Source organism: Pseudoxanthomonas sp., from assembly GCF_027498035.1.
Classification (GTDB): Bacteria; Pseudomonadota; Gammaproteobacteria; order Xanthomonadales; family Xanthomonadaceae; genus Pseudoxanthomonas_A.
In genome coordinates this window covers 793,234-812,625 of the sequence record NZ_CP114978.1, presented here as the reverse complement: position 1 = coordinate 812,625, position 19,392 = coordinate 793,234, and the positions used below count along the sequence as shown (strand labels likewise).

The following is a 19,392-nucleotide window of genomic DNA, read 5'->3' as shown; positions in this document are numbered from 1 at the left end:
CGATATCAGGCCAGGCCCGGTGCTGCGGGCATCGGATCGAGTGCGCCAATCCCCACCAGCGTCGCCACGACGGCTTCGTCAATTGGCGTGTGCGGTTCGTAGCCCAGCGTAGCCACCAGTTTCGCGTTGTCCATCCGGATCGGGGTCTGCCACAGATAGCGCATCTCGCGCATTTCACGGAAGGTTTCCACGAAGGGCGAAGCCAGGGTTAGCAGCCACCAGGGAAGCCCCACCACGCGTGCTGGGCGGCCCGCGTGGCGATGGACGGCGCGGCAGATCGCGCCGGTCAGTGCGGTGCCATCGCCGTCCCAGTGGCCGGCCATGTGGAAGCACGAAAACGGACCAAGTGCTTCCCTGCGCGCGAGCAGTTCGACCATGGTGCGCGCCACGTCCGGTAGGTAACCCCATTGGTGACCGATCCCCGGGGCGCCTGGATAGATGATTTTCCCGACGGGTTTCCCGGGCTTGACCAGTCCTTGCGAGAACCAGTTGTTGCCCGCCCTGGGCCCAAAGAAATCGCCGGCACGCACGATGATGACGCGCGCACCACTGCCGGTGGCATCGAACAGTCGCCGCTCCAGTTCGACCCGGATGGCGCCCTTGCGGGTGAGGGGGTGCTGGGGCGAATCCTCGGTCAATACGGGGAAGGCATCGGGGCCGAAGTTGTAGGTCGTACCCGGAAGTACCAGCGTCGCGCCCTGGGCGATGGCCGCTTCGATGCTGTTGTCCAGCATCGGCAGCACCAGCGACGCCCAGCGGCGATAGCCCGGTGGATTCACCGCATGCACGATGACGCTGCAACCTTCGGCTGCAGCCATGACCTCGTGCCTGTTCAAGGCATCGCCGGTGATCCAGCTGATGCCTGGTGTGTCATCCCCCACCGGGACATGTCGGCGGCTGAGTGCACGTACCGTCCATCCTGCATCGACCAACTGTCGGGCGACTTCCCCGCCAATGCCACCTGTGGCGCCGAGCACCAGTGCCGTGTCTTGCGTTGCCATCGCGATCTCCTTCGTCATTGAAGTCCATCGTGGGCGCGGCGCAATCCGAAAGGAATTGCCGGGCATGGTGTAGCGGCTATACATTTCCGCATGGCCTCGACGATTCGCTGGGAACTCTACCGCTCCTTCCTGGGCGTGCTGGAAGCAGGGACATTGTCCGGGGCCGCGCGCGCACTGGGCATCACCCAACCCACCGTTGGCAGGCATATCGCCGCGTTGGAACAGGCGCTGGGCGTGGTGCTTTTCACGCGCTCACAGGTGGGCCTGATGCCGACCGCGGTGGCGCTTTCCCTGCGCGCGCATGCAGAAGCGATGGACCATACCGCCGCATCCCTGGAGCGCGCCGCATCAAGCGGCGGGCAGGCGGTACAGGGCGTGGTCCGTGTTTCGGCCAGCGATGTCATCTGCGTGGAGGTCTTGCCACCGATCATCACGCAGCTGCGTGCGCGGTATCCGGAATTGAAGGTCGAACTGGTGCTGACCGACCGGGTGCAGGATCTGCTGCGTCGCGAAGCGGACATCGCCGTGCGCATGGTGCAGCCCGATCAGCTGCAACTGATCGCCCGCCGGGTGGGCGTGATCGACGTCGGATTGTTTGCCCATGCGCGTTATCTCGAACGCCATGGCACGCCAGCTTCGATCAATGCGCTGGCCGACCACGCGGTCATCGGCTACGACCAGGCGTCGGCGTTCATCCGCAAGGTGGAGCAGTCGGTCCGCGGTTTCGGTCGCGAGCTTTTTTCACTGCGGACCGACAGTAACGTCGCCCAGCTGGCGCTGATCAGGAGTGGCGCCGGGATCGGTGCGTGCCAGGCGTTGGTCGCCGCGCGTGATCCGGCCCTGGTGCGCGTCTTGGCGGATCAGTTTTCAATCCAGCTGGAAACCTGGATCACCATGCATGAGGGGCTGCGGAACAACGCGGCCTGCCGTGTCACGTTCGATGCCCTGGCCGAGGGACTCTTAGCCTACGCAGGCTGATCCCGTACGGATCGCTGGCGGTCCGGAGCGCAGCCGCTCCAGTAACCGGTGGGGCATTTCGTTGGTGGCCAGGGAAGCTCAGGTCGAGGCCGGTGGCGGCGGATCCCGTGGCAGCGCCGGGACGACTTCATTGGGATACCAGTTGACGCGATGGCAGGCTTCGCAGGCCGTATCCATCGCGTCGCCGAGTTGGAGCAGCGCGTCGACATCGCGGCGGTCGATGGCTTCCAACTGCGCGCGCGCGACCTGGCGCAGGCCCAGGGCGAGCCCGTTGAACTCGCTGCGGTTTGCGTCGATCTGCTGCTGGATCTGGGCCGAACTGAACACACCGGGCCCGTCGGACGGGAAGGGTGCATCGGTGACCTTGCGATCCGGGATGACGAGCAGGTTGGTGGATTCAAGCAGCACGATCGCGTGACGTCTCAGGGCGTCCCAGTCCGCATCGGTGCGCGGCCTGCGGTCGATGGTGCCCGCGCTGGTGGTGATGCTGCCGGTTGCGTCCCAGATCGCGTCCGCCGATGCATCGACCTCGTTGAGCATCAGGTCCTGCAAGGTGACCAGCGCCTCGACCGGCGGTGCGGCGAGTGCGGGAGCAGGATGGTCGGATGCAACCGATGGCGCTGGGCCGTGCGCGCTGCACGCGGTGAACGCGATCATGGCCATGCCCAGCAAGGCGGTGAGACGGTGGTTGTGGCGCAAGACGCTCGCTCCGGGCCCGATCAAGGCAAGAAGAATTCCTGTCGAAAGTGTTGGCCAGGTATTCCAGGGCTACAACGGGATGCGGTGGCATGTCCCGGAAACTTTCCGTCATTAGTTGGGTACGGCAGTCACTGCTTACGATGCGGGCTCGTCCCTAGCGTGATTGCACATGAAGAAGCGTCTGCTGCGTTCCGGCCTGTTGGCGTTGACGATCCTTGCGGCCAGCGCGCAGGCGCACCATTCCTTCGCCGCGCTCTACGATGCCAACAAGCCGGTGCGCCTGAAGGGCAAGCTGACCAAGATCGAGTGGACCAATCCGCATAGTTACTTCCACCTGGACGTGGTCAATTCGAAGGGCGAGGTCAGCAACTGGGCGGTGGAAGGCGCCGGACCTGGCGCGCTTTCGCGACGGGGCTTCAAGCAGGGCGACCTGAAGATCGGCGACACCCTGATCGTGGATGGCTACCTGACCAAGAAGCCCGGCGTGCGCCTGGTGGATGGACGCCTGGTGACCCTGCCGGACGGACGGGTGATCAACGGCGGCACGCCCGGCGACGGCGGCCCGGGTGACAAGGGCAAGGGCCAGGAGCCGGCGCCCGCCGCTGCCAGGTCCTGACCCGGCGAACGTCGCCATGCCCGATCCAAGTCCGCAGTTGCAGGCTTTCTTCGAAAGGCTGTACGACCTGCCTGTCAGCCAGTACCTGCGCGAATCGCTGTATCTGTTCCCGGCGCTGGATGTGCTGCATGTGCTGTCGCTGCTGCTGATGGTCGGCAGCGTCGCCGTTGTGGACTTGCGGTTGCTGGGCCTCGCATTTCCACAGCTGCCCATTTCACGCTTGAGTGCGCAGGTGCTGCCCTTCAGCTGGATCGGTGCGCTGTTGACCTTCAGTTCCGGCGTGCTGCTGTTCCTGCCGCAGGCCTCGCGGATCTATACCAATCCTGCCTTGCTGGCCAAGCTGGTGCTGCTGGTCCTGGCAGGTGTGAACCTGGTGGCCTGGCACCTGCTGCAACGCCGCCATCGCGTGGCGTGGGATGCGCGTCGTGCGCCGCCCTGGCAGGCACGGATCGCGGGTGCGACCTCGCTGACCCTGTGGCTGGGCGTGATTGTCAGCGGCCGCATGATCGCCTTCATTTTCTGAGCGCGCCAATGGCCTCACCGCATGCCTTGTTCGAATGGCTGTCGCACACGGCGATCAGCCAGACATTCAACGAAGCCCATTACCTTTTTTTCGGCGGCTTCATGGCCGCGCACCTGGCGGGCATCGCCTTGCTGGGCGGAACGGCGCTGCTGACTGACCTGCGCGTGCTGGGGATCGGCGTACGCAGTGCAACGCCGGCCCAGGTGGTCGGCGAGTTGCGTCCGTGGTTGTGGAGCGGACTGGCAATCGTGGTCCTGAGCGGTGGCTGGCTGCTGATTGCCGATCCGTTGAAGTACTACGTCAACCCGGCCTTTCGCGCGAAGGCGGCATTGCTGTTGACCGCGCTGGTCCTGCAGCACCTCGTCCACCGCCTCGCGCGCGCCCAGGCCACTCCACGCGTTGGCGCCAAGGTGGTCGCCGCCGTGACGGCGCTGCTCTGGATCTCCACCGCCGCGGCAGGGCGCGTGGTCGGACTGCTCTAGCTGCCTTAGCCGGTCGGCATTGGCCGCGCCCGTTCGGCAGGCCGCTGGGAGATACGCGGAATCCTCGTGCAGCCGATGCCAGGTCCGCGGCACGCGATTGCTGCCCCGGGCATTGCGGGAAGTCAGTGTTGCGGCCCTGCGTTGTACAGGCGGCATGCCGGGCGTCGGGGAGAGGGCGAACCTTCTCCCTATTCGTAGGCTTCCGGGCCTGGCGGGTTTTCCGGCAGCGGCACGTCGTAGCCGAAGCCGCGATTGCCGTCCGGCCCGATCACGCCAGCGCCGGGTCCGAGATGATCGGCATCGAGGTTGTTCTCGTTGCACGCGTATTCGCCCAGGCCACGGCCATCGCCTGCGTAGTTCCAGGTCCGGGTGAACTGGAAGGGTTCGCGGTAGTACTTCGGATCGTCGACCGTCTCGACCAGGGTCAGGTGGTGATAGTCCGGGCGCGTCCAGCGTTCGGTCACCCGGGTCTGGTTGCTGGTCGGGTTGCCGTTCTCGTCGAGCCAGACCTGGTCGATGGACGAGTCGCGCAGGCCGCTGGTCTCGATCACCAGCGTGTCACCGTCCCAGTAGGCCACGTTGGTGCCGAAGTAGGTGGGCGTCGGGTTGGCCGGTAACGCGCGCCTGGGTCCGATGCTGGCGACCCGTCGCGTGGTGTAGTGGTAGAACGTGGCGAAGGTCTCCGGGGTACTGAGGACCTCGAACGGCAGGCCGCTGGCGTTGTGACGTGGAATGCCACCGGGCAGGCAGATGGCTTCCGGGTCGCGCTGGTGGTTCTGGCTGTGGATCAGGGCGCGCTTGCCGGTTTCGCTATAGGGCAGGATGAAACCGGGCTGGTCCTTGCCGTGGTTGCCGCCAGGCACGCCGGGCGTGCGCTGGCCCTGCCAGAAGCCACTCAGGTCGGGCTTGCCGTTGGCGAGCCGCGGCGATGGCAGCGGTGGTCCCTTGTAGTCCAGTGGCTTGAACAGGTCTTCATCGGAGGCATCGGCAGGCGTCGCCCGTCCGCTTGGGTCCTTGGTCTGCGCGTGCAGCTGGACGGCGAGGGCAAGCAGCACTGCCGTGGCGAGGCCGCGCTTGATGCGGATGCGGGTGCGTTGGGACATGGTGGATCCGTTCACTGGGTGCGCACCGGAGCGTTGGCTGGCGTTGGGGGCAGGTCGGAAGGCTTGGGCTTGTTCTTCCTGTAGAGCCAGTAGTCGGTGCCGCGCGAATCGTCCAGCACCGAACCCAGTGGGTAGTCCGGCACGATCTGGTTGTCAGGGCCAAAGCCGCGATTGCCATTGGCACCGATCCTTCCGGGCCCTGGCTCGAGGTTGTTGGTCACCCACCAGCTGTTCCACTCGCAGGAAAACTCGCGCAGGTGTTCCTGCGCGCTCAGCACGAAGTGGCGCGTATAGCGCACCGGCGCGCTGTAGTAGACCGGGTCGCTGTAGTTCAGTTCGAGCGTGAGGTGGTTGCGGTCAGGCCGGGTCCAGCGCTCGGTCAGGAGCGCCTTGCTGCTGATTGGGTTGCCGTTGTCGTCCAGCCATGCGTTGCCGTCGCTGCTGTCGTGGAAGGCGTTGGACTGGATCACCAGGGTGTTGCCTTCCCAATGCCCGACGCCGTTGCCGCTGAAGCGCGGATCGGGATCCTGGGCCAGCGGCCGTCCGTCCAGCCAGACCCAGCGATGCCAACCGAGCTGATGAAGCGTCGCCAGGCGTTTGGGCGTATGGATGATCTCGAACGGAAGCACGCCGGTCAGTGCGCGTGGAATGCCGGTGATGATGCAGCGCGCTTCAGGGTCAACGACCTTGTCGTTGGCCGCCAGCTGTTCGCGCCCTTGTGCGGTGTACGGCAGGGCGAAGTGCGGGAGATCCTTGCCGAGGTTGCCGTCGGGCTTTCCGTCCTCGTGCAGTAACTGCCAGGTGCCGCTGAGCGAAGGATGGCCATCGGCGCCGCGTGGCGTCGCGACCACCTGTCCCGTGTAGGGCTGGCCAAGCCAAAGCTGCTCGGAACGTGCGGTGATGCCATCGGGTTTTGCCTCGTCCCGATACTGCGCATGGGCGGGCAGGGACGAGGCGGCGATCATCAGGACGAGGGTGCGGGAGCGCATGGAGATCATTCGGATCGCTGGTGATTGAAGGAGGGCATCGCGCACCTGGGAGGCGTCCTCCTTCAGGCTGTCCTGCCAGTCAACTTTAGGAGCGAACGGATTCGACGGGGCGACTGCAGTGGCCGATTCCTTATTCGCAATGTTTATCCCCATATGCAGATCGAAGGAGGTGTCCGTTGCGTTCGGCCACCGTCCAGCACGCGGCGGGAATCAGTACATGCATGCGTGGAATTTGCCAATGACAGCGCGGATTCGTTTATTGGAGCCGGGCTCATCAGAAGGGAGCCTGCACAGGCGCGTTGCGCTGGCCGGCCGGGCCCTCCCACGGCCGGCCAGCGCGACCGACTGGATGCCCGCGTTTTCAGAGATTCTCGGATTCACCGGTCACGAGACTCGTTGGCGCGCGACGGATGCGTCTCCGTCGCGCGCCATTTTTATGCGTGCTCCACGAAAGGACTGCACGCGACGGTGCGACTCCGACGTGGATGCATATGAGCGTAGAACCGACGGCTATGGAGAAACGCACGATCGGGCGTAGACGAGGCCAGGCAACTGCGTCATAAAAACGCTGCCTTTCGTTTGCGTCATCTGATCGGCCAGGTGGCAAGGACATGGGTACAGCGGGATTGGCTGTGTGCAGGGCTGCCGCCATCGGCTGTGGGAACCGATGGCGGCAGTCCCGGCATGCAGCCGCGAATGGACGCGACAACGTGCTAGCCCTGAAGGGTGGTCGCCAGGGCAGGCGAGGGGCGAGGGCGGTCACGCGTTCGCCCACGGCATGACGGCACCTGTCCGCGAGCGATGGGGCCGGAACACACTGGATGCATTTCGAGTACTTCCACGGATTGGGGGTGGACGCAGGCACCGCTGGCAGATGGGTGTCACGCCTGGATTGATCGACTCCGCGGGCGTCTTGCGGGAGTGGTCACGGGCGGGGACCGGAGCAACTCCACGTGCAGTCACTGGTGCCGGCGTCAGCCGGCAGCGTTGGCGACTGCGTCGTCCAAATCCACCGACTCGGATCCTTGCCTCCATGAAGCACAGCACTGTCCGCAACGCTGCAAAGACATCGCCCCGCATCCTTCCTCTGGCCTCGCTGCTCGGGGCGATGGTCGCTGCCTGGTCCAGCCCGGCCCAGGAAAGCAGATCCGGTTCCGGGCCATCGCCCGACGGTTCGAATACCGCTGCATCGACCCTGGATGCGGTGCTGGTGACCGGCTCGCGCAGCAGCACGCGCACGGTCAAGAACAGCTCGACGCCCATCGACGTGGTGAGCGCGCAAGACCTGGCCGCGACGGGCAAGGGCAGCCTGCTGGAAGCGTTGCAGTACGCGCTGCCTTCGCTGAGCCAGAACGGTGGCTACCAGGGTGACCAGGAGAGCCTGATTCGCGGCTACCGCCTGCGCAACCTCTCGCCGGGCTACACGCTGGTGCTGGTCAATGGCAAACGCCGTAACACCAGTGCCTATGCCAGCTCGGGGACCTTCGCCGGCCATGCCTGGACCGACCTGGCGTTGATCCCGGTATCGGCGATCGACCACGTCGAAGTGCTGCGCGATGGCGCATCCGCGATCTACGGATCGGACGCGATTGCCGGCGTGATCAACGTCATCCTCAAATCGCAATCGCGCGGCGGTGGTGTTTCGGTGGAAAGCGGCCAGAGCACTGCGGGTGACGGCGCACGGACCACGCTGCGCGCCAACCTCGGCCTGCCCTGGGGACAGGATGGATTCCTCGACATCGCTGCGGAGGTCACCAACCAGGAGCATGCCATCCGGTCGTTGGCCTACCGCGATGGCTATCTGAGCTATCCGGCGGTGGACGGCAGCGGCAACCTGGTCAAGCTGGGCGCAAACAACACCTTGCCTGCCGGCACCACGGCAAACCCCGCCGAAGCAACGCGCAACGCACAGGCGCAGACCATCTACAGCTCGCCCGCGTACGACCTGAAATCGCTGTCGCTCAATGCTGGCCGCAGCCTCTCCGATGCGCTGGATTTCTACGCCACCGCAACCGTCAGCGACCGCACCGCCGAGGCGATCCAGAACTTCCGCCTGCCCAATACGGTGTTCAGCAACAACGCCGGCGCACTGTCGGTCTGGCCGGATGGCTTCGCACCGGTGATCCAGACCAAGGAACAGGAATACACCGGGACCACGGGCATCAAAGGCAGCTTCGGTGCATGGAGTCTGGATGCCAGCGTGACCGGCAACCGCGACACCATCCGCACCTACACGCGCGATTCGGTCAACTACAGCCTGACCTATCCGGGCAGCCCTACCGACTTCTACGATGGCAAGGTCGACTACCAGCAGTACATCGGCAACTTCGATGCACGCCGTGCGTTTGAAGTGGGGTTCCTGGATTCGCCACTGGATTTCAGTGCTGGGTTGGAATACCAGTACGAGCGCTATGCCCGTTCTCCAGGGCAATGGGAGTCCTATTACGGCTCCGGCGCCTCGGCCTTCATCGGCTTCCAGCCGGCGGATTCGGCACGGGCCACGCGCAACAGCAAGGCGGTCTACGTGGGCGCCTCGGCCAACGTGACACGTCGCTGGTTCCTGGACCTGGCCGGCCGCTACGAGGACCACTCCGACTTCGGCGATGTTTCCACTGGCCGCATTTCCACCCGGTTCGACGTGAGCGACAGCTTCGGCGTGCGCGCCACGGTCAGCAACGGCTTCCATGCGCCCAGCCTGGCTGCGCAGTACTACCAGGTGACCAGTAATTCGCCCACGGCGAGCTATCTGACCGCGTCGGTCAATTCGGCCGCCGCCCGTGCACTCGGTGCGGTGCCGCTGCAGCCGGAAAAGGCCAACAACTACAGCGTTGGCTTCACCTATGACCCGAATCAGGGCTTTCATGCGGCGGTGGATTTCTACCAGATCGACGTGCGCGACCAACTGGGAGCCTCCAGCTATGTCGGCTACAACGCCGCCAATCCCGATGCGGTCACCGACTACAGCGGTGCGGTGCTGACGGCGGACCAGAAGGCGGCCATCGATGCGTTGCTGGCCAATGCCGGTGTGACCATTCCCGATGGCCAGGCGTACTTCGTCAAGTACTTCACCAACATCGGCGATACGCGCACGCGCGGCGTGGAGCTGACCCTGGAAGCCAGCCAGGACACCCGTTGGGGACGTTTCCGCTACAACTACGCGATCAACGCCAGCAGGACCGAGATCACCAAGGTCGCGCAGGTTCCCCAGGCGTTGCAGGCACTGCCCAACCTCTCGCTGCTGACCCAGAGCACCGAATACAGCCTGCGCTACGGCTCGCCTGCCTACACACAGGTGGCAGGCATCGGCTGGAACCGCGGTGCGCTGGGGTTGAACCTCAATTTCCAGTACTTCGGTCCACTCAGGCAGCTCAGCAACGGCTACAAGTACCAGATCGATCCACGCCTGTTGACCAGCATCAGCGGCAGCTACGACGTGGGCGGCGGCTGGAGCGTGGGACTGGGCGTGGACAACCTGTTCAACGAGAAGACCCGCTTCCAGCCGGACCAGGCGCTGACAGCATCGAGCCTCGCTGCCTGGCAGGAGGTCTATAACACCGCCGACCGCGTCAGCACGGTAGGCGCCTATTGGTACGGCCGGATCAGCTTTGCCTTCTGATGCGGATCCCGGCGGCGTCATGCGAACGTCCTGGCGTCATCTGGCCCTGATCAACGCGGTGTCATTCCTGGCGCAGACGGTGCAGATCGGCACCGTGCCTCCCGCGCTGGCCTTGCGGCTTGAAGCGGCGGGCGCCTCGCCAACCAGCATCGGATGCGTCGCTGCCGCACCGTGGGTCGCGATTCTGATCTTCGGGCGCGGCGTCCCGGCGGTGTTGAACCGCGCGGGATTCGTGACATCGACCCTGGCCGGGCTCGCGTTGTCCGCGCTGCCGTTGTTCGGGATGGCATCCGTAGCCGATCCGCTGGCGCTGTTCGGGCTGAACTTCATCTCCGGCCTTGGACTCATCCTGCGCTGGATCGCCTGCGATACCTGGATCACTGCGGTTGCACCGGCCGAGATCCGGGGGCGCGCGATCGGCATGCACGAGACCTTCATGGGCTGTGGCATCGCCGCTGGTCCCATCGTGCTGGCAGTGAGCCGGGTGCCGCTGCTGGTCTGTGCGGCGCTGCTGGCGATAAGTGCATTGCTGTTGCTGGCGCTATGGCGTGCCGATGTGCGAATACGCACGGAGGTCTCCGCAATGCCGGCCCATGCGGCGCGCGGTGGCGGGTTGCGAATGCTCATGGCGGCCGGGGCGCTCGCCGGCCTGGCCGAAACCTCCGCGATCTCGTTCCTTCCGCTGATGGCGCAGCAGGCCAACTGGGCACTGGGCGCGGCTGCGGTCCTGTTTGGATTCGGGTTGGGCGGCACGCTGCTGCAGGTTCCGGTCGGCTGGCTGGCGGACGGATACGGTGATCGCATCGCGCAGCGCCTCATCGGGTCGGTCGTACTGGGCGGCGCGGTCGCCATTCCGTTCTGCACCGCGCATGCAGGCCTGTTGGCTGTGGTGCTGTTCCTATGGGGCGGGGCCGTGGGTGGGGCCAACACGCTTGCCGTCATCGAAGCCGGCAAGCGGGCCGGAATGCATCAGGTCTCGCCGGCAATGACCGCGATCGCGCTGGCCTATACAGTCGGCAGCATCGTCGGCCCCGTGCTGGTGGGCGCCTCGCAAGCGCTGTTGCCGATGTTTGGCCTGGCCGGCGTGGTCGCGCTCGCGGCAGGCGGATTCCTCCTGATGGAAGCGCGAAGGCCGGGGTGAGCTGGCACCAGGGCTGCCGTGGCACGCGGGCATGGTCCGCGCGCATGCGGTGGCGGAGGGCAGGGCTTCAGCGCAGCGCGCTGGCCAGGCGGTCCTGGTTGAGCAGCCCGGACAACACGCGTGGTGGTTGTCCGGGGCGATAGACGACGTACAGTGGGACGCCGACCGCGCCGTGTTCATCCAGGAAGCGGGTAATGGCCGGATCGCCACTGGTCCAGTCGCCGCGCAACGCGACGGTGCCGGTCTGCTGCAGCAAGGTCTTGAAGGCGCTGGTGTCGAGCACTGCGTGTTCGTTGGCCTTGCAGGTCACGCACCAGTCGGCGGTCATGTTGACGAACACCGTGCGGCGTTCGTCGCGCAGTTGCTGCAGGCGTTGTGGGGTGTAGGCGTCATCGGACACGACACGGCTGGTGTTCGCGGGCTGGCTGTAGGCCACGATCCACAGCGGCGCAAGCGCGGCGACGGCAACCAGCAATCCTGAAACCGCGAACGTGGTGCGCCCTTGCCAGCGATGGCGTTCGAACCACCACAGGCCCGCCGCCAGCATGATGCTGCCACCGAGCACCAGGACCAGCGCGTCCACGCCGCGCTGCTTGCCCAGGACCCAGAGCAGCCAGGCGGCGGTGAGGTAGAGAGGATAGGCCAGGACCTGCTTGAGCGTGTCCATCCATGCGCCCGGTCGCGGCAGGAACCGGGCGAACGCAGGGACGATGCCGACCAGCAGGAACGGCAGCGCCAGGCCCAGTCCCAGCGCCAGGAACACCAGTAGTGCCAGCGTCGGTGGGGCCACGAACGCATAGGCCAGTGCCGTGCCCATGAACGGTGCCACGCAAGGGCTGGCGACCACGCAGGCCAGCACGCCGGTGAAGAAATCGCCAGCCAGGCCTGGCTTGCTGGCCAGGCCCTGGCCGGCACCGGCGAACGCGCCGCTCGGTGTGTAAACGCCGGAGAGTCCCAGGCCCAGGGCGACCATCAGATAGGCCAGCCCGGCCACGACCAGCGGCTGCTGCAGTTGTGCGCCCCAGCCGACGCCGTGGCCGAATGCGCGCAGCGACAGCACCGCGATGCCTGCCAATGCGAACGAGACCAGCACGCCGCCGGTGTACGACAGCGCATGCGCGCGTGCGCGCCCGGGACTGGCGCCGCTGTTGGCCAGGCTGAGGACCTTCAACGACAGGATCGGCAGGACGCACGGCATCAGGTTGAGGACCAGGCCGCCCAGCAGCGCCAGGCCGATGGCCAGCCAGAAGGTGGCGTCCAGCTGCGAACCCGGACGGTCGGCCGGAGCTGCTTCCTTGCCGGCGCTTGCGGTAACAACAGGTGTGGCTGCCGGTCCAGTGGATGTGGCGGACGCATCTGCGGCTGCGGTGGTGGTCGCGGCACCGCGGACGATGGTCCAGTCAGCCGCGCCCTGCAAAGCGACCTGGCGACGTTGCGGCGGATAGCAGACGCCTGCGTCGGCACAACCCTGGTACTGGAGATCCAGCGTGGCCGCGCCACGTTGCACCGGATGCCACTGGGCCTGCAGCTGGCCGCGATAGGTCTGGACCGGGCCGAAGTACGGATCGTCGTGATGCTCGCCCTCGGGCAGGTCCAGGCGGCCCTCCGGCGCGGTGACACGCGTGCGATGGCGATACAGGTAATAGCCTGGCGCGATGTTCCAGCGCAGGTTCACCTGGCCATCGGGCAGGACCTGTCGCTGCAGGCTGAAGGCCTGGTCGACCGGAAGCAGGCTGTCGGTCTCTGCGGCAGGCAAACGCGCGGCGCATGACAGCAGGGCCAGCGCCAGGAGCAACTTCAGGTGCGTCATCGCGATGCCTCGACCAACGCCGACAGGCGCGCGAGTTCGGAGGCATCAAGCGGGCCATGGTGGATCTTGAGGACCCGGCCCCGTGCGTCGATCAGCACCGAGAAGGGCAGCGTGCCATCCGGGTTGCCAAATGCCGCCGCGCTTCCGGGCGGACCGTCTGCTTCGACGAGTTGCGGGTAGCTCAGCGCCAGGCGCTTGGCCAGGGCGGCAGCGGGCTGTGCGTCGTCCTGGGCGACGCCCACCAGTTGGATGCCGCCCGGCCGCGCTGCCTGCGTCCTGGAAAAAGCTTCCAGTTCCGGCAGTTCCTTCAGGCACGGACCGCACCAGGTGGCCCAGTAGTTGAGCAGCACCGGGCGTCCCCGCCATTGGCTCAAGTCCCGTGGCACGCCCGCCAGGTCAGGCAGGCGCAGCGATGGCGCCTGCTGGAGCGTCGCCGCCGGTTGCACGGCGCTGGCGGTGACGGCGTGGCTGAGCAGCGACGCCCCGATCAGTGCGAGCACGGTCAGCGAAAATTTGAAGTGTGGCAATGTCATGTTGAGGCTTGCGAAGAAGGACGTCGGTGCCGGCAGCGCCGTGCAGGCGTGGTGGACGAGTCGCTGGCGGTCGCGTTCAGCGCACTGCGATGCGCTGGCGGACCAGTTCGCACAGGCCGCTTTCCTCGAAGCACGCCTGCGCGCGGATCTCCGCGTTGACCGGTCCATCCCGGCTCGCCAGTCGCTGCCGGAACTGCCCCTTGTCGGTGAAGTAGGTGTAGCGGTAGTCGCCGGCGAAGTTGGAGCCGTGCCCTTCCTTGGCAGCGACCGAAGCGAGCGCGCCATCGGTCGCCGTGCCGTCCTTCGCGGTCAGCCGTGCGACCTGCGGACCCACGTCCGGCTGTTCGAAATCCGATGCATACAGCACCCAGCCTTCGGCGATGCTGGCATCGAGCACCAACTCGCGTCCGCCATCCGGCGTCGATGCGATGCGGGGCGCGAAGACCACCTTCGCATCGCCCGGCGCCGCGCCGGGCAGTTGCGCCTGGGCGATGCAGGACCCAAGCAGCAACGCGGCCGCGGCCATGCCTGCCGCTGGCTTCACTGCGTGGCCTCCGAGGCCTCGCTGGTGATGTGCAGCTTCACTTCGTCGGCGATATTGGGAAGGAACGACTCAATGCCGAATTCGCTGCGCTTGATCGTCGCGGTCGCGTTGAAGCCTACCGTCGGCACCTTGCGGCTGGGGTGTTCGCCGATCTTGTTCAAGGTGGCATCCAGCACCACCGGCCTGGTGACGCCATGCAGGCTCAGATCGCCGGTGATCTCGTACTTGCCCTTGCCCGTCGCCTTGACCGCAGTGCTGCGGAAGCTGGCTTCCGGATACTTGGCTACGTCGAACAGCTTCTCGCTTTTGAGCACATCGTTGAGCTTGGGCACATGTGTCTCGACCTGGGCTAGGGGCAAGGTGACCTCGACGTGCGATGCCTTCGGATTGGCGTCGTCGAACACCAGCGTGCCTGTACCGATCGCAGCGCGCCCGGTCGGGAACGAGAAACCGTTGTGATTCCAGGTGAACAACACGTCGGTATGCGTGGGATCGAGCTGGTAGGTCGCGGGCGCGGCGACGACGGGAGCGGCAGCCAGCGCAGACAGGGCCAGGCCCAGTGAAAGCAGAGAACGCATGGAATTCCTCACGATTGCAGGGAGTTGCATCGGCACGGGGCTGATGCAGGGAGTCGCCAACGGCGCGCCTGGGCGGCACCGGTGGCAGATGCGGTGGCGTTGCATAAGCGATGCACATGACAACGCAGCGAGCGGAGCTGCCACTGCAGGTTCGTAGGGCAGGTGATGCTTCCGCATGCCGCGCCATCATGCGTGGCACCGGCGATGATTGTTGCGCGCCGGATGACGAAAAATTCGAGGCGCGTTCGAACGGCTCGTTATCTGCATATATGAAATGCCGTGCAACGCACATTGCCGCGCACCGTCGGAGCGGGGTTCACCCGGCCCGGTCATTCAGCACCTGCTATCTCCACATGAGCAACGGACATTTGCCCGCACATGAACGCGCCTGTTTACTCCGGCCAAGCCTTCGGGCGCGGTTTGGACATCGCATGCAGGGGGCATCCGAACCGGAAACAGGCTTCGTAACCGGGAGTGGGGAATCGAGTTCGTGGATCAAGGTCGCTGGTTCAATTCAAGCCAAGCAGAACGGCTGGCATCGGCAAGCGCATGCCCGGGTGTTCGGCGAGCGCATGGGGGAGGTCTTCCATGAATCTGGTGCAGTTGCAATGCCTGGTCGCCATCGCTGATGCCGACCTGAGACTGGATCTCGCGGCGATCCACGCCGGTGTTTCCCAACGCGCTCTGCTGGGGCATATCAAGCAGATCGAACAGGAGCTCGGCCTGAACCTGGTGCTGCGTCGCGGGCGCGCGCTCGAAGCGCTGACCAGGACCGGGGCAGGCGTGGTCAGGCGCGCGCGGACGGTGCTGGATGGGGTGGCGTCGATCCGTGATTCCGGTGCGTACGAGGATGCAGGACAGGCAGGCGCACTGGTGATCGCGGCCACGCATACCCAGGCCAGGTATTTATTGCCCGCACCGCTGGCCGCGCTGCGCCGCCTGTATCCCAGGCTATCGCTCGTGCTGCAGGAACCAGTGCCCAGGCGCAAAGGCCGAGTCGCTGGACTGCGCGCCGACCTCATCATCCATAGCACCTCCGGCGAAGCGCCGGTCGCGGAAATCGCCATCCCGATCTACCGGTGGAAGCGAAGCCTGGTCGTGTTGCCGGGGCATCCGTTGGCGCGTCTCGGCAGGCCACCCACGTTGTCCGACTTGATCGAGCATCCCCTCATCGGGCATGCGTCCGCCAATCGTGTGCCGTCCTTCCTGCAGCGTGCCTATCAAGGTCACGCCCTGCAGCCGCAACTGTCGATCAGCACGCCGAACGCCGACCTGGTGAAGGCCTACGTGCGCAATGGCGCCGGTGTTGGCATCCTGCCGCAGGTCACGATCGTCGAATCGGACGACGACCTGCTGCAGCTTCCCGCGCCGGAGCAGATCGATGGTGGAACGACCTGGATGATCGTGCCCGGCGACCGTCCGCTGCGTGACTGCGTGGAGTCACTGGTTCACCTGCTCGCGCCGCATCTCTCGACCACGGCGCTGTCGGCGCGATTGCGCGGGACGCGCATCGGCAAGTCGCCGGAGATCCCCGATTGGGAACCGCCGAAGGCGGACGAAGGGTCTGGCGCGGGGTTGGGCGACTCCCCTGGCCGGCACCGTTTGGAAGCGCCTTCCGGCGTCAGCTGCTGACGCCTGGTGCTGGCGGATTTTTCCGCGCCGCCGCTGCTGGCGACGTACTGCGGATGCCCGTGTGCATGTGTGTTTCTTCGCAAGGAAGACAGCGCGCGGCATGAGCTTATGTTGAATGATTTGGCAGGTGCGCGGAGGTCCGTCGCTACACTCCAGCCGCCATCAGGAACCGCCGTCGCGCACCAATTAATGCAAACGCATCGCTACCGTTCCTCTCAGGTTTTCCTTCACTGGGCCACGTTCCTGCTGGTCGCCGTGCTCGTGAGCCTTCCGTATGCGGACGAGTTCTACCGAAGCATGCTGGGCAGTCGGCGCAACGTGATGACGCTGCACAAGTCGCTCGGCATCCTGGTCCTGCTGCTGACAGTTGCGCGGCTGCTCGTCCGCTGGCGTACGCCGCGTCCGGCGCAGGCGAATGTCCCGCTGGATCACGCCGCCCGCGCAGGGCATTACCTGCTGTATGCGGTGCTGCTGGCGATGCCGGTCAGCGGGCTGGTCTTCAACAGCAAGCCACTGGATCTGTTCTGGCTGGTCCAACTGCCGCCGCTTCCCGTCAGTGAAGACGCGCGACAGCTCGCCAGGCAATTCCATCTGGTCGCCCAGTATCTGTTTCTTGCGCTGGTCGCCGGCCATGCGGGCTTCGCGCTCTGGCATCACTACGTGCGCAAGGAGCGGGTGTTGGCGACGATGTCGTTTGGCGGGGCCCGGCAGTGAGTGCGCGGGTTTGGTGGCGCGTCGACAACGGGCGGCGGTCGGTAATCCGCCATGCCGCGCTGCTTGGCCTGCTGGTCGCCAGCCTGGCCGCACCGGCGCTGGCGGTCGAGACGATCGATGAAGACCTCATGTACGACATCGACGACCTGCATGCCGCACTGAAGCAGCAGCTGGCCAGGCAGGATGCCGCGCGCACCGGTGCAGCGGCCACCAAGCTGCAGGCGCTTCTGGCGCAGGTCGAAGCGTTCTACGCCAGGGATCCAGCCACGAAGGACGCAGTGGGGTTCGCACGCAAAGCCCAGGCGCTCTCCGCACAGCTGGGGAGCTCATCTGCTGCTGGAGATTGGCCGGCAGCGGCGACGGCCTACCAGGCATTGTCGGCGTCCTGCAAAAGCTGCCATTCCAGATACAACCCCTAGTGCGCATGGCAGATCGAGACATCACCACCGGCGCTTCACCGCGGCTCAGGCGCTGGCGGTGGGGCGTGGTCATCGCACTTCCCATCCTGTTGCTGGGGCCGCCGCTCGCTGCCGGCCATGCCGCCAATGTGCAGGCCGCGGCCGATGACCTGGCAGAGGACTACACGCCCCAGAACCTGAAAGTGCTGCCCAGGGACATCTCCCGTCGTGACCTGCGCAAGCGCATGCGTGCGTATCGCGAGCAGCTGGGCGTGGAGTGCAGCTACTGCCACGACAAGGATCGCGACACCGGCGATGTCGACTACGCGACCGATCACAACCCGGTCAAGGAGCGTGCGCGGACGATGATCCAGATGACCGATCAGATCAACGACACGTATCTGGCCAGGCTGGGCGACCGGCGTTACGCCGAACCCTTTGAGTGCGTCGGATGCCATCGCGGCCAGGCCAAGCCGTCCGCACCCGAATAGCCAGTCGCAAGCGACCAAGACTTCGCCCACGGAGCCCCCCATGCAGCACAGTCGCGAAACCGCGGCAGACGTATCGAAGCCGTCTCCGCCCGCACGCCTGACCCGGTTGGGTGCCTCGGTCCTGGCAACCGCCCTGGTGGTGGCGCTGGGCAGCCTGGCGCTCACTGATGCCGGCGCGCAGATCGCGGTGACCAACCAGGGCTTCGTGCCGTTCAGCGGTGAGCCGATCAACTACCGGACCGCGCCGCTCAACGATCCGGTGGCCAAGCTCGAAAAGCAGCTGGAAGCCGGCAAGGTCGCGCTGGATTACGAGCCCGGCCACGGCTACCTGCGATCGGTGCTGAAGCTGCTGGATATTCCATACGATTCGCAGACCCTGGTGTTCTCCAAGACCAGCTTCCAGTACACCAAGATCGCACCTGAGCATCCACGCGCGCTCTATTACAACGACGATGTCTACGTCGGTGCGGTGCATGACGGCAAGGCGATCGAGCTGGTCTCCTTCGATCCGATGCAGGGCGCGATCTTCTATCTGCTTGACGAGAAGAAGGGCGAACGTCCGCGCTTCGAACGCGCCGAGCTGGACTGCACCCAATGCCATATCGCAGCTGGTACGCGTGGTGTGCCTGGGGTCCTGCTGCAGTCGGTGTATCCGACCCGGGCGGGCGTGCTGGCGACGGCCTCGCGCACTTTGATCACCGACCAGGAAAGCCCGCTGAGCGAGCGTTGGGGCGGCTGGTATGTCTCGGGCATTGCGCAGGGCAAGACGATTGCAAATTCAGTGGTGGCCGAGGACGTGCCGCCCAGCGACGGCAACGATGCCTCGCGCAAACTCACCGCGCTGGAGGTGTCGGCCTTCGATCCGAAGGCTTACCTGAGCGCGCAGAGCGACGCGGTGGCGCACCTGGTACTGGCCCACCAGACCCAGATGCACAACCTGATCACCCTGACCAATTACAAGACGCGCATCGCGCTGTACGAATGGAGCAAGGCCAATCCCGATGGTGGCGATCCGACCAAGGTCGAGCTTCCCGAGCGGGTGCAGGCGCAATACACCAAGCCGGCCGATAGGCTGATCAAGTACCTGCTGTTCGACAATGAGGCACCGCTGGACGATATCTCCGCGCAGCTGCAGGATTCGGCGTTCGCACGCAGCTTTGCCGCCAAGGGACCGTGGGATTCGCAGCGACGGTCGCTGCGCGATTTCGATCTGAAGTCACGGATTTTCCGCTATCCATGCAGCTACCTCATCTACAGCGAAGCCTTCGACGAGATTCCCGAACCTGCCAAGTCCTATGTGTATGACCGGCTGCTCGAGATCCTGTCCGGCGTCGATGACAGTGGCGACTTCGCTTATCTGACCCCGCAGGAACGCAAGGACATCCTGCAGATCCTGCTGGAAACAAAACGCGGCCTGCCCAGGTCATGGCAGGACTATGCCGTCGCGCACGGTCTGCGTACGGGTCATGCACAGGTGGCGGCACGTTGAGGCCGCAGGCGCTGACGGCGCGGGATATCTGGATATGCATTCCCGCGATTTGGCA

General features: G+C 65.5%; 19 protein-coding genes. 11 read left to right on the top strand and 8 right to left on the bottom strand.

The genetic code is table 11. From position 1 onward, the window contains the following. Window positions 1-5: 5 nt before the first annotated feature. Window positions 6-1,001: an NAD(P)H-binding protein gene (locus tag O8I58_RS03670; protein ID WP_298320788.1), complete on the bottom strand. Its 996-nt coding sequence runs from the start codon at window positions 999-1,001 to the stop codon at window positions 6-8. A 90-nt stretch (window positions 1,002-1,091) separates the two neighbouring features. Between O8I58_RS03670 and O8I58_RS03665 the strand changes: the two genes are divergently transcribed. Then, a complete protein-coding gene (locus O8I58_RS03665; RefSeq protein ID WP_298320786.1) occupies window positions 1,092-1,979 on the top strand; it encodes a LysR family transcriptional regulator in 888 nt (295 codons plus the stop codon). Window positions 1,980-2,057: 78 nt separating this feature from the next. Here the strand turns inward: O8I58_RS03665 and O8I58_RS03660 are convergent, their stop codons facing one another. Further along, window positions 2,058-2,678: a hypothetical protein gene (locus tag O8I58_RS03660; RefSeq protein WP_298320784.1), complete on the bottom strand. Its 621-nt coding sequence runs from the start codon at window positions 2,676-2,678 to the stop codon at window positions 2,058-2,060. Between the two features lie 169 nt (window positions 2,679-2,847). On the opposite strand from O8I58_RS03660, the gene O8I58_RS03655 reads away from it, so the two are divergent. From O8I58_RS03655 to O8I58_RS03645, 3 genes are read left to right on the top strand one after another with little or no spacing between them, the layout of a single operon-like run. After that, complete coding sequence (locus O8I58_RS03655) at window positions 2,848-3,294, top strand: DUF6152 family protein (RefSeq protein ID WP_298320782.1); 447 nt, start codon at window positions 2,848-2,850, stop codon at window positions 3,292-3,294. Between the two features lie 16 nt (window positions 3,295-3,310). Continuing rightward, complete coding sequence (locus tag O8I58_RS03650) at window positions 3,311-3,817, top strand: DUF6644 family protein (protein WP_298320780.1); 507 nt, start codon at window positions 3,311-3,313, stop codon at window positions 3,815-3,817. Between the two features lie 8 nt (window positions 3,818-3,825). Continuing rightward, window positions 3,826-4,299, top strand: a complete 474-nt coding sequence (locus O8I58_RS03645) for a DUF6644 family protein (protein ID WP_298320778.1) — start codon at window positions 3,826-3,828, stop codon at window positions 4,297-4,299. 188 nt (window positions 4,300-4,487) lie between these two features. Here O8I58_RS03645 and O8I58_RS03640 read toward each other — a convergent pair whose 3' ends face one another. Both O8I58_RS03640 and O8I58_RS03635 read right to left on the bottom strand, forming a co-directional pair. After that, a complete protein-coding gene (locus tag O8I58_RS03640; RefSeq protein WP_298320776.1) occupies window positions 4,488-5,402 on the bottom strand; it encodes a hypothetical protein in 915 nt (304 codons plus the stop codon). Between the two features lie 11 nt (window positions 5,403-5,413). Further along, complete coding sequence (locus tag O8I58_RS03635; protein WP_298320774.1) at window positions 5,414-6,391, bottom strand: hypothetical protein; 978 nt, start codon at window positions 6,389-6,391, stop codon at window positions 5,414-5,416. A gap of 1,033 nt (window positions 6,392-7,424) precedes the next feature. On the opposite strand from O8I58_RS03635, the gene O8I58_RS03630 reads away from it, so the two are divergent. Beyond that, window positions 7,425-10,007, top strand: coding sequence for a TonB-dependent receptor plug domain-containing protein (locus O8I58_RS03630; RefSeq protein ID WP_298320772.1), 2,583 nt, complete (start codon window positions 7,425-7,427; stop codon window positions 10,005-10,007). A gap of 19 nt (window positions 10,008-10,026) precedes the next feature. Further along, entirely contained in the window at window positions 10,027-11,148 is a 1,122-nt protein-coding gene (locus tag O8I58_RS03625; RefSeq protein ID WP_298320771.1) for an MFS transporter, read from the top strand. Window positions 11,149-11,215: 67 nt separating this feature from the next. Here the strand turns inward: O8I58_RS03625 and O8I58_RS03620 are convergent, their stop codons facing one another. The 4 genes from O8I58_RS03620 to O8I58_RS03605 all read right to left on the bottom strand — a co-directional run bounded on the left by O8I58_RS03620 (window position 11,216) and on the right by O8I58_RS03605 (window position 14,613). Next, the gene (locus tag O8I58_RS03620) at window positions 11,216-12,958 is read right to left on the bottom strand and encodes a protein-disulfide reductase DsbD family protein (protein ID WP_298320770.1); all 1,743 of its coding nucleotides are present in this window, start codon (window positions 12,956-12,958) and stop codon (window positions 11,216-11,218) included. Beyond that, the gene (locus O8I58_RS03615) at window positions 12,955-13,491 is read right to left on the bottom strand and encodes a TlpA family protein disulfide reductase (RefSeq protein WP_298320769.1); all 537 of its coding nucleotides are present in this window, start codon (window positions 13,489-13,491) and stop codon (window positions 12,955-12,957) included. The genes O8I58_RS03620 and O8I58_RS03615 overlap by 4 nt, the downstream gene beginning before the upstream one ends. Window positions 13,492-13,567: 76 nt before the next feature. Continuing rightward, entirely contained in the window at window positions 13,568-14,035 is a 468-nt protein-coding gene (locus O8I58_RS03610; RefSeq protein ID WP_298320767.1) for a protein-disulfide reductase DsbD domain-containing protein, read from the bottom strand. Beyond that, entirely contained in the window at window positions 14,032-14,613 is a 582-nt protein-coding gene (locus O8I58_RS03605; protein WP_298320765.1) for a YceI family protein, read from the bottom strand. Before O8I58_RS03605 ends, O8I58_RS03610 begins: the two co-directional genes overlap by 4 nt. 549 nt (window positions 14,614-15,162) lie before the next feature. Between O8I58_RS03605 and O8I58_RS03600 the strand changes: the two genes are divergently transcribed. The 5 genes from O8I58_RS03600 to O8I58_RS03580 all read left to right on the top strand — a co-directional run bounded on the left by O8I58_RS03600 (window position 15,163) and on the right by O8I58_RS03580 (window position 19,337). Continuing rightward, complete coding sequence (locus tag O8I58_RS03600) at window positions 15,163-16,245, top strand: LysR substrate-binding domain-containing protein (RefSeq protein ID WP_298320763.1); 1,083 nt, start codon at window positions 15,163-15,165, stop codon at window positions 16,243-16,245. A gap of 189 nt (window positions 16,246-16,434) precedes the next feature. Next, complete coding sequence (locus tag O8I58_RS03595) at window positions 16,435-16,959, top strand: cytochrome b (RefSeq protein ID WP_298320762.1); 525 nt, start codon at window positions 16,435-16,437, stop codon at window positions 16,957-16,959. Beyond that, window positions 16,956-17,378, top strand: coding sequence for a hypothetical protein (locus O8I58_RS03590; RefSeq protein ID WP_298320761.1), 423 nt, complete (start codon window positions 16,956-16,958; stop codon window positions 17,376-17,378). Before O8I58_RS03595 ends, O8I58_RS03590 begins: the two co-directional genes overlap by 4 nt. Before the next feature lie 5 nt (window positions 17,379-17,383). Then, a complete protein-coding gene (locus tag O8I58_RS03585; RefSeq protein ID WP_298320760.1) occupies window positions 17,384-17,848 on the top strand; it encodes a c-type cytochrome in 465 nt (154 codons plus the stop codon). A gap of 40 nt (window positions 17,849-17,888) precedes the next feature. Beyond that, window positions 17,889-19,337 carry a hypothetical protein gene (locus tag O8I58_RS03580; protein ID WP_298320757.1) on the top strand — a complete coding sequence of 483 codons (1,449 nt, stop codon included), beginning with the start codon at window positions 17,889-17,891 and terminating at the stop codon, window positions 19,335-19,337. Window positions 19,338-19,392: the final 55 nt, after the last annotated feature.

Excerpts from the sequence above, each read along its gene's own strand:
- O8I58_RS03670 (WP_298320788.1), bottom strand. The coding sequence starts at position 1,001 with ATGGCAACGCAAGACACGGCACTGGTGCTCGGCGCCACAGGTGGCATT.
- O8I58_RS03665 (WP_298320786.1), top strand. The coding sequence starts at position 1,092 with ATGGCCTCGACGATTCGCTGGGAACTCTACCGCTCCTTCCTGGGCGTG.
- O8I58_RS03655 (WP_298320782.1), top strand. The coding sequence starts at position 2,848 with ATGAAGAAGCGTCTGCTGCGTTCCGGCCTGTTGGCGTTGACGATCCTT.
- O8I58_RS03650 (WP_298320780.1), top strand. The coding sequence starts at position 3,311 with ATGCCCGATCCAAGTCCGCAGTTGCAGGCTTTCTTCGAAAGGCTGTAC.
- O8I58_RS03645 (WP_298320778.1), top strand. The coding sequence starts at position 3,826 with ATGGCCTCACCGCATGCCTTGTTCGAATGGCTGTCGCACACGGCGATC.
- O8I58_RS03640 (WP_298320776.1), bottom strand. The coding sequence starts at position 5,402 with ATGTCCCAACGCACCCGCATCCGCATCAAGCGCGGCCTCGCCACGGCA.
- O8I58_RS03635 (WP_298320774.1), bottom strand. The coding sequence starts at position 6,391 with ATGCGCTCCCGCACCCTCGTCCTGATGATCGCCGCCTCGTCCCTGCCC.
- O8I58_RS03630 (WP_298320772.1), top strand. The coding sequence starts at position 7,425 with ATGAAGCACAGCACTGTCCGCAACGCTGCAAAGACATCGCCCCGCATC.
- O8I58_RS03625 (WP_298320771.1), top strand. The coding sequence starts at position 10,027 with ATGCGAACGTCCTGGCGTCATCTGGCCCTGATCAACGCGGTGTCATTC.
- O8I58_RS03620 (WP_298320770.1), bottom strand. The coding sequence starts at position 12,958 with ATGACGCACCTGAAGTTGCTCCTGGCGCTGGCCCTGCTGTCATGCGCC.
- O8I58_RS03615 (WP_298320769.1), bottom strand. The coding sequence starts at position 13,491 with ATGACATTGCCACACTTCAAATTTTCGCTGACCGTGCTCGCACTGATC.
- O8I58_RS03605 (WP_298320765.1), bottom strand. The coding sequence starts at position 14,613 with ATGCGTTCTCTGCTTTCACTGGGCCTGGCCCTGTCTGCGCTGGCTGCC.
- O8I58_RS03600 (WP_298320763.1), top strand. The coding sequence starts at position 15,163 with ATGCCCGGGTGTTCGGCGAGCGCATGGGGGAGGTCTTCCATGAATCTG.
- O8I58_RS03595 (WP_298320762.1), top strand. The coding sequence starts at position 16,435 with ATGCAAACGCATCGCTACCGTTCCTCTCAGGTTTTCCTTCACTGGGCC.
- O8I58_RS03585 (WP_298320760.1), top strand. The coding sequence starts at position 17,384 with ATGGCAGATCGAGACATCACCACCGGCGCTTCACCGCGGCTCAGGCGC.
- O8I58_RS03580 (WP_298320757.1), top strand. The coding sequence starts at position 17,889 with ATGCAGCACAGTCGCGAAACCGCGGCAGACGTATCGAAGCCGTCTCCG.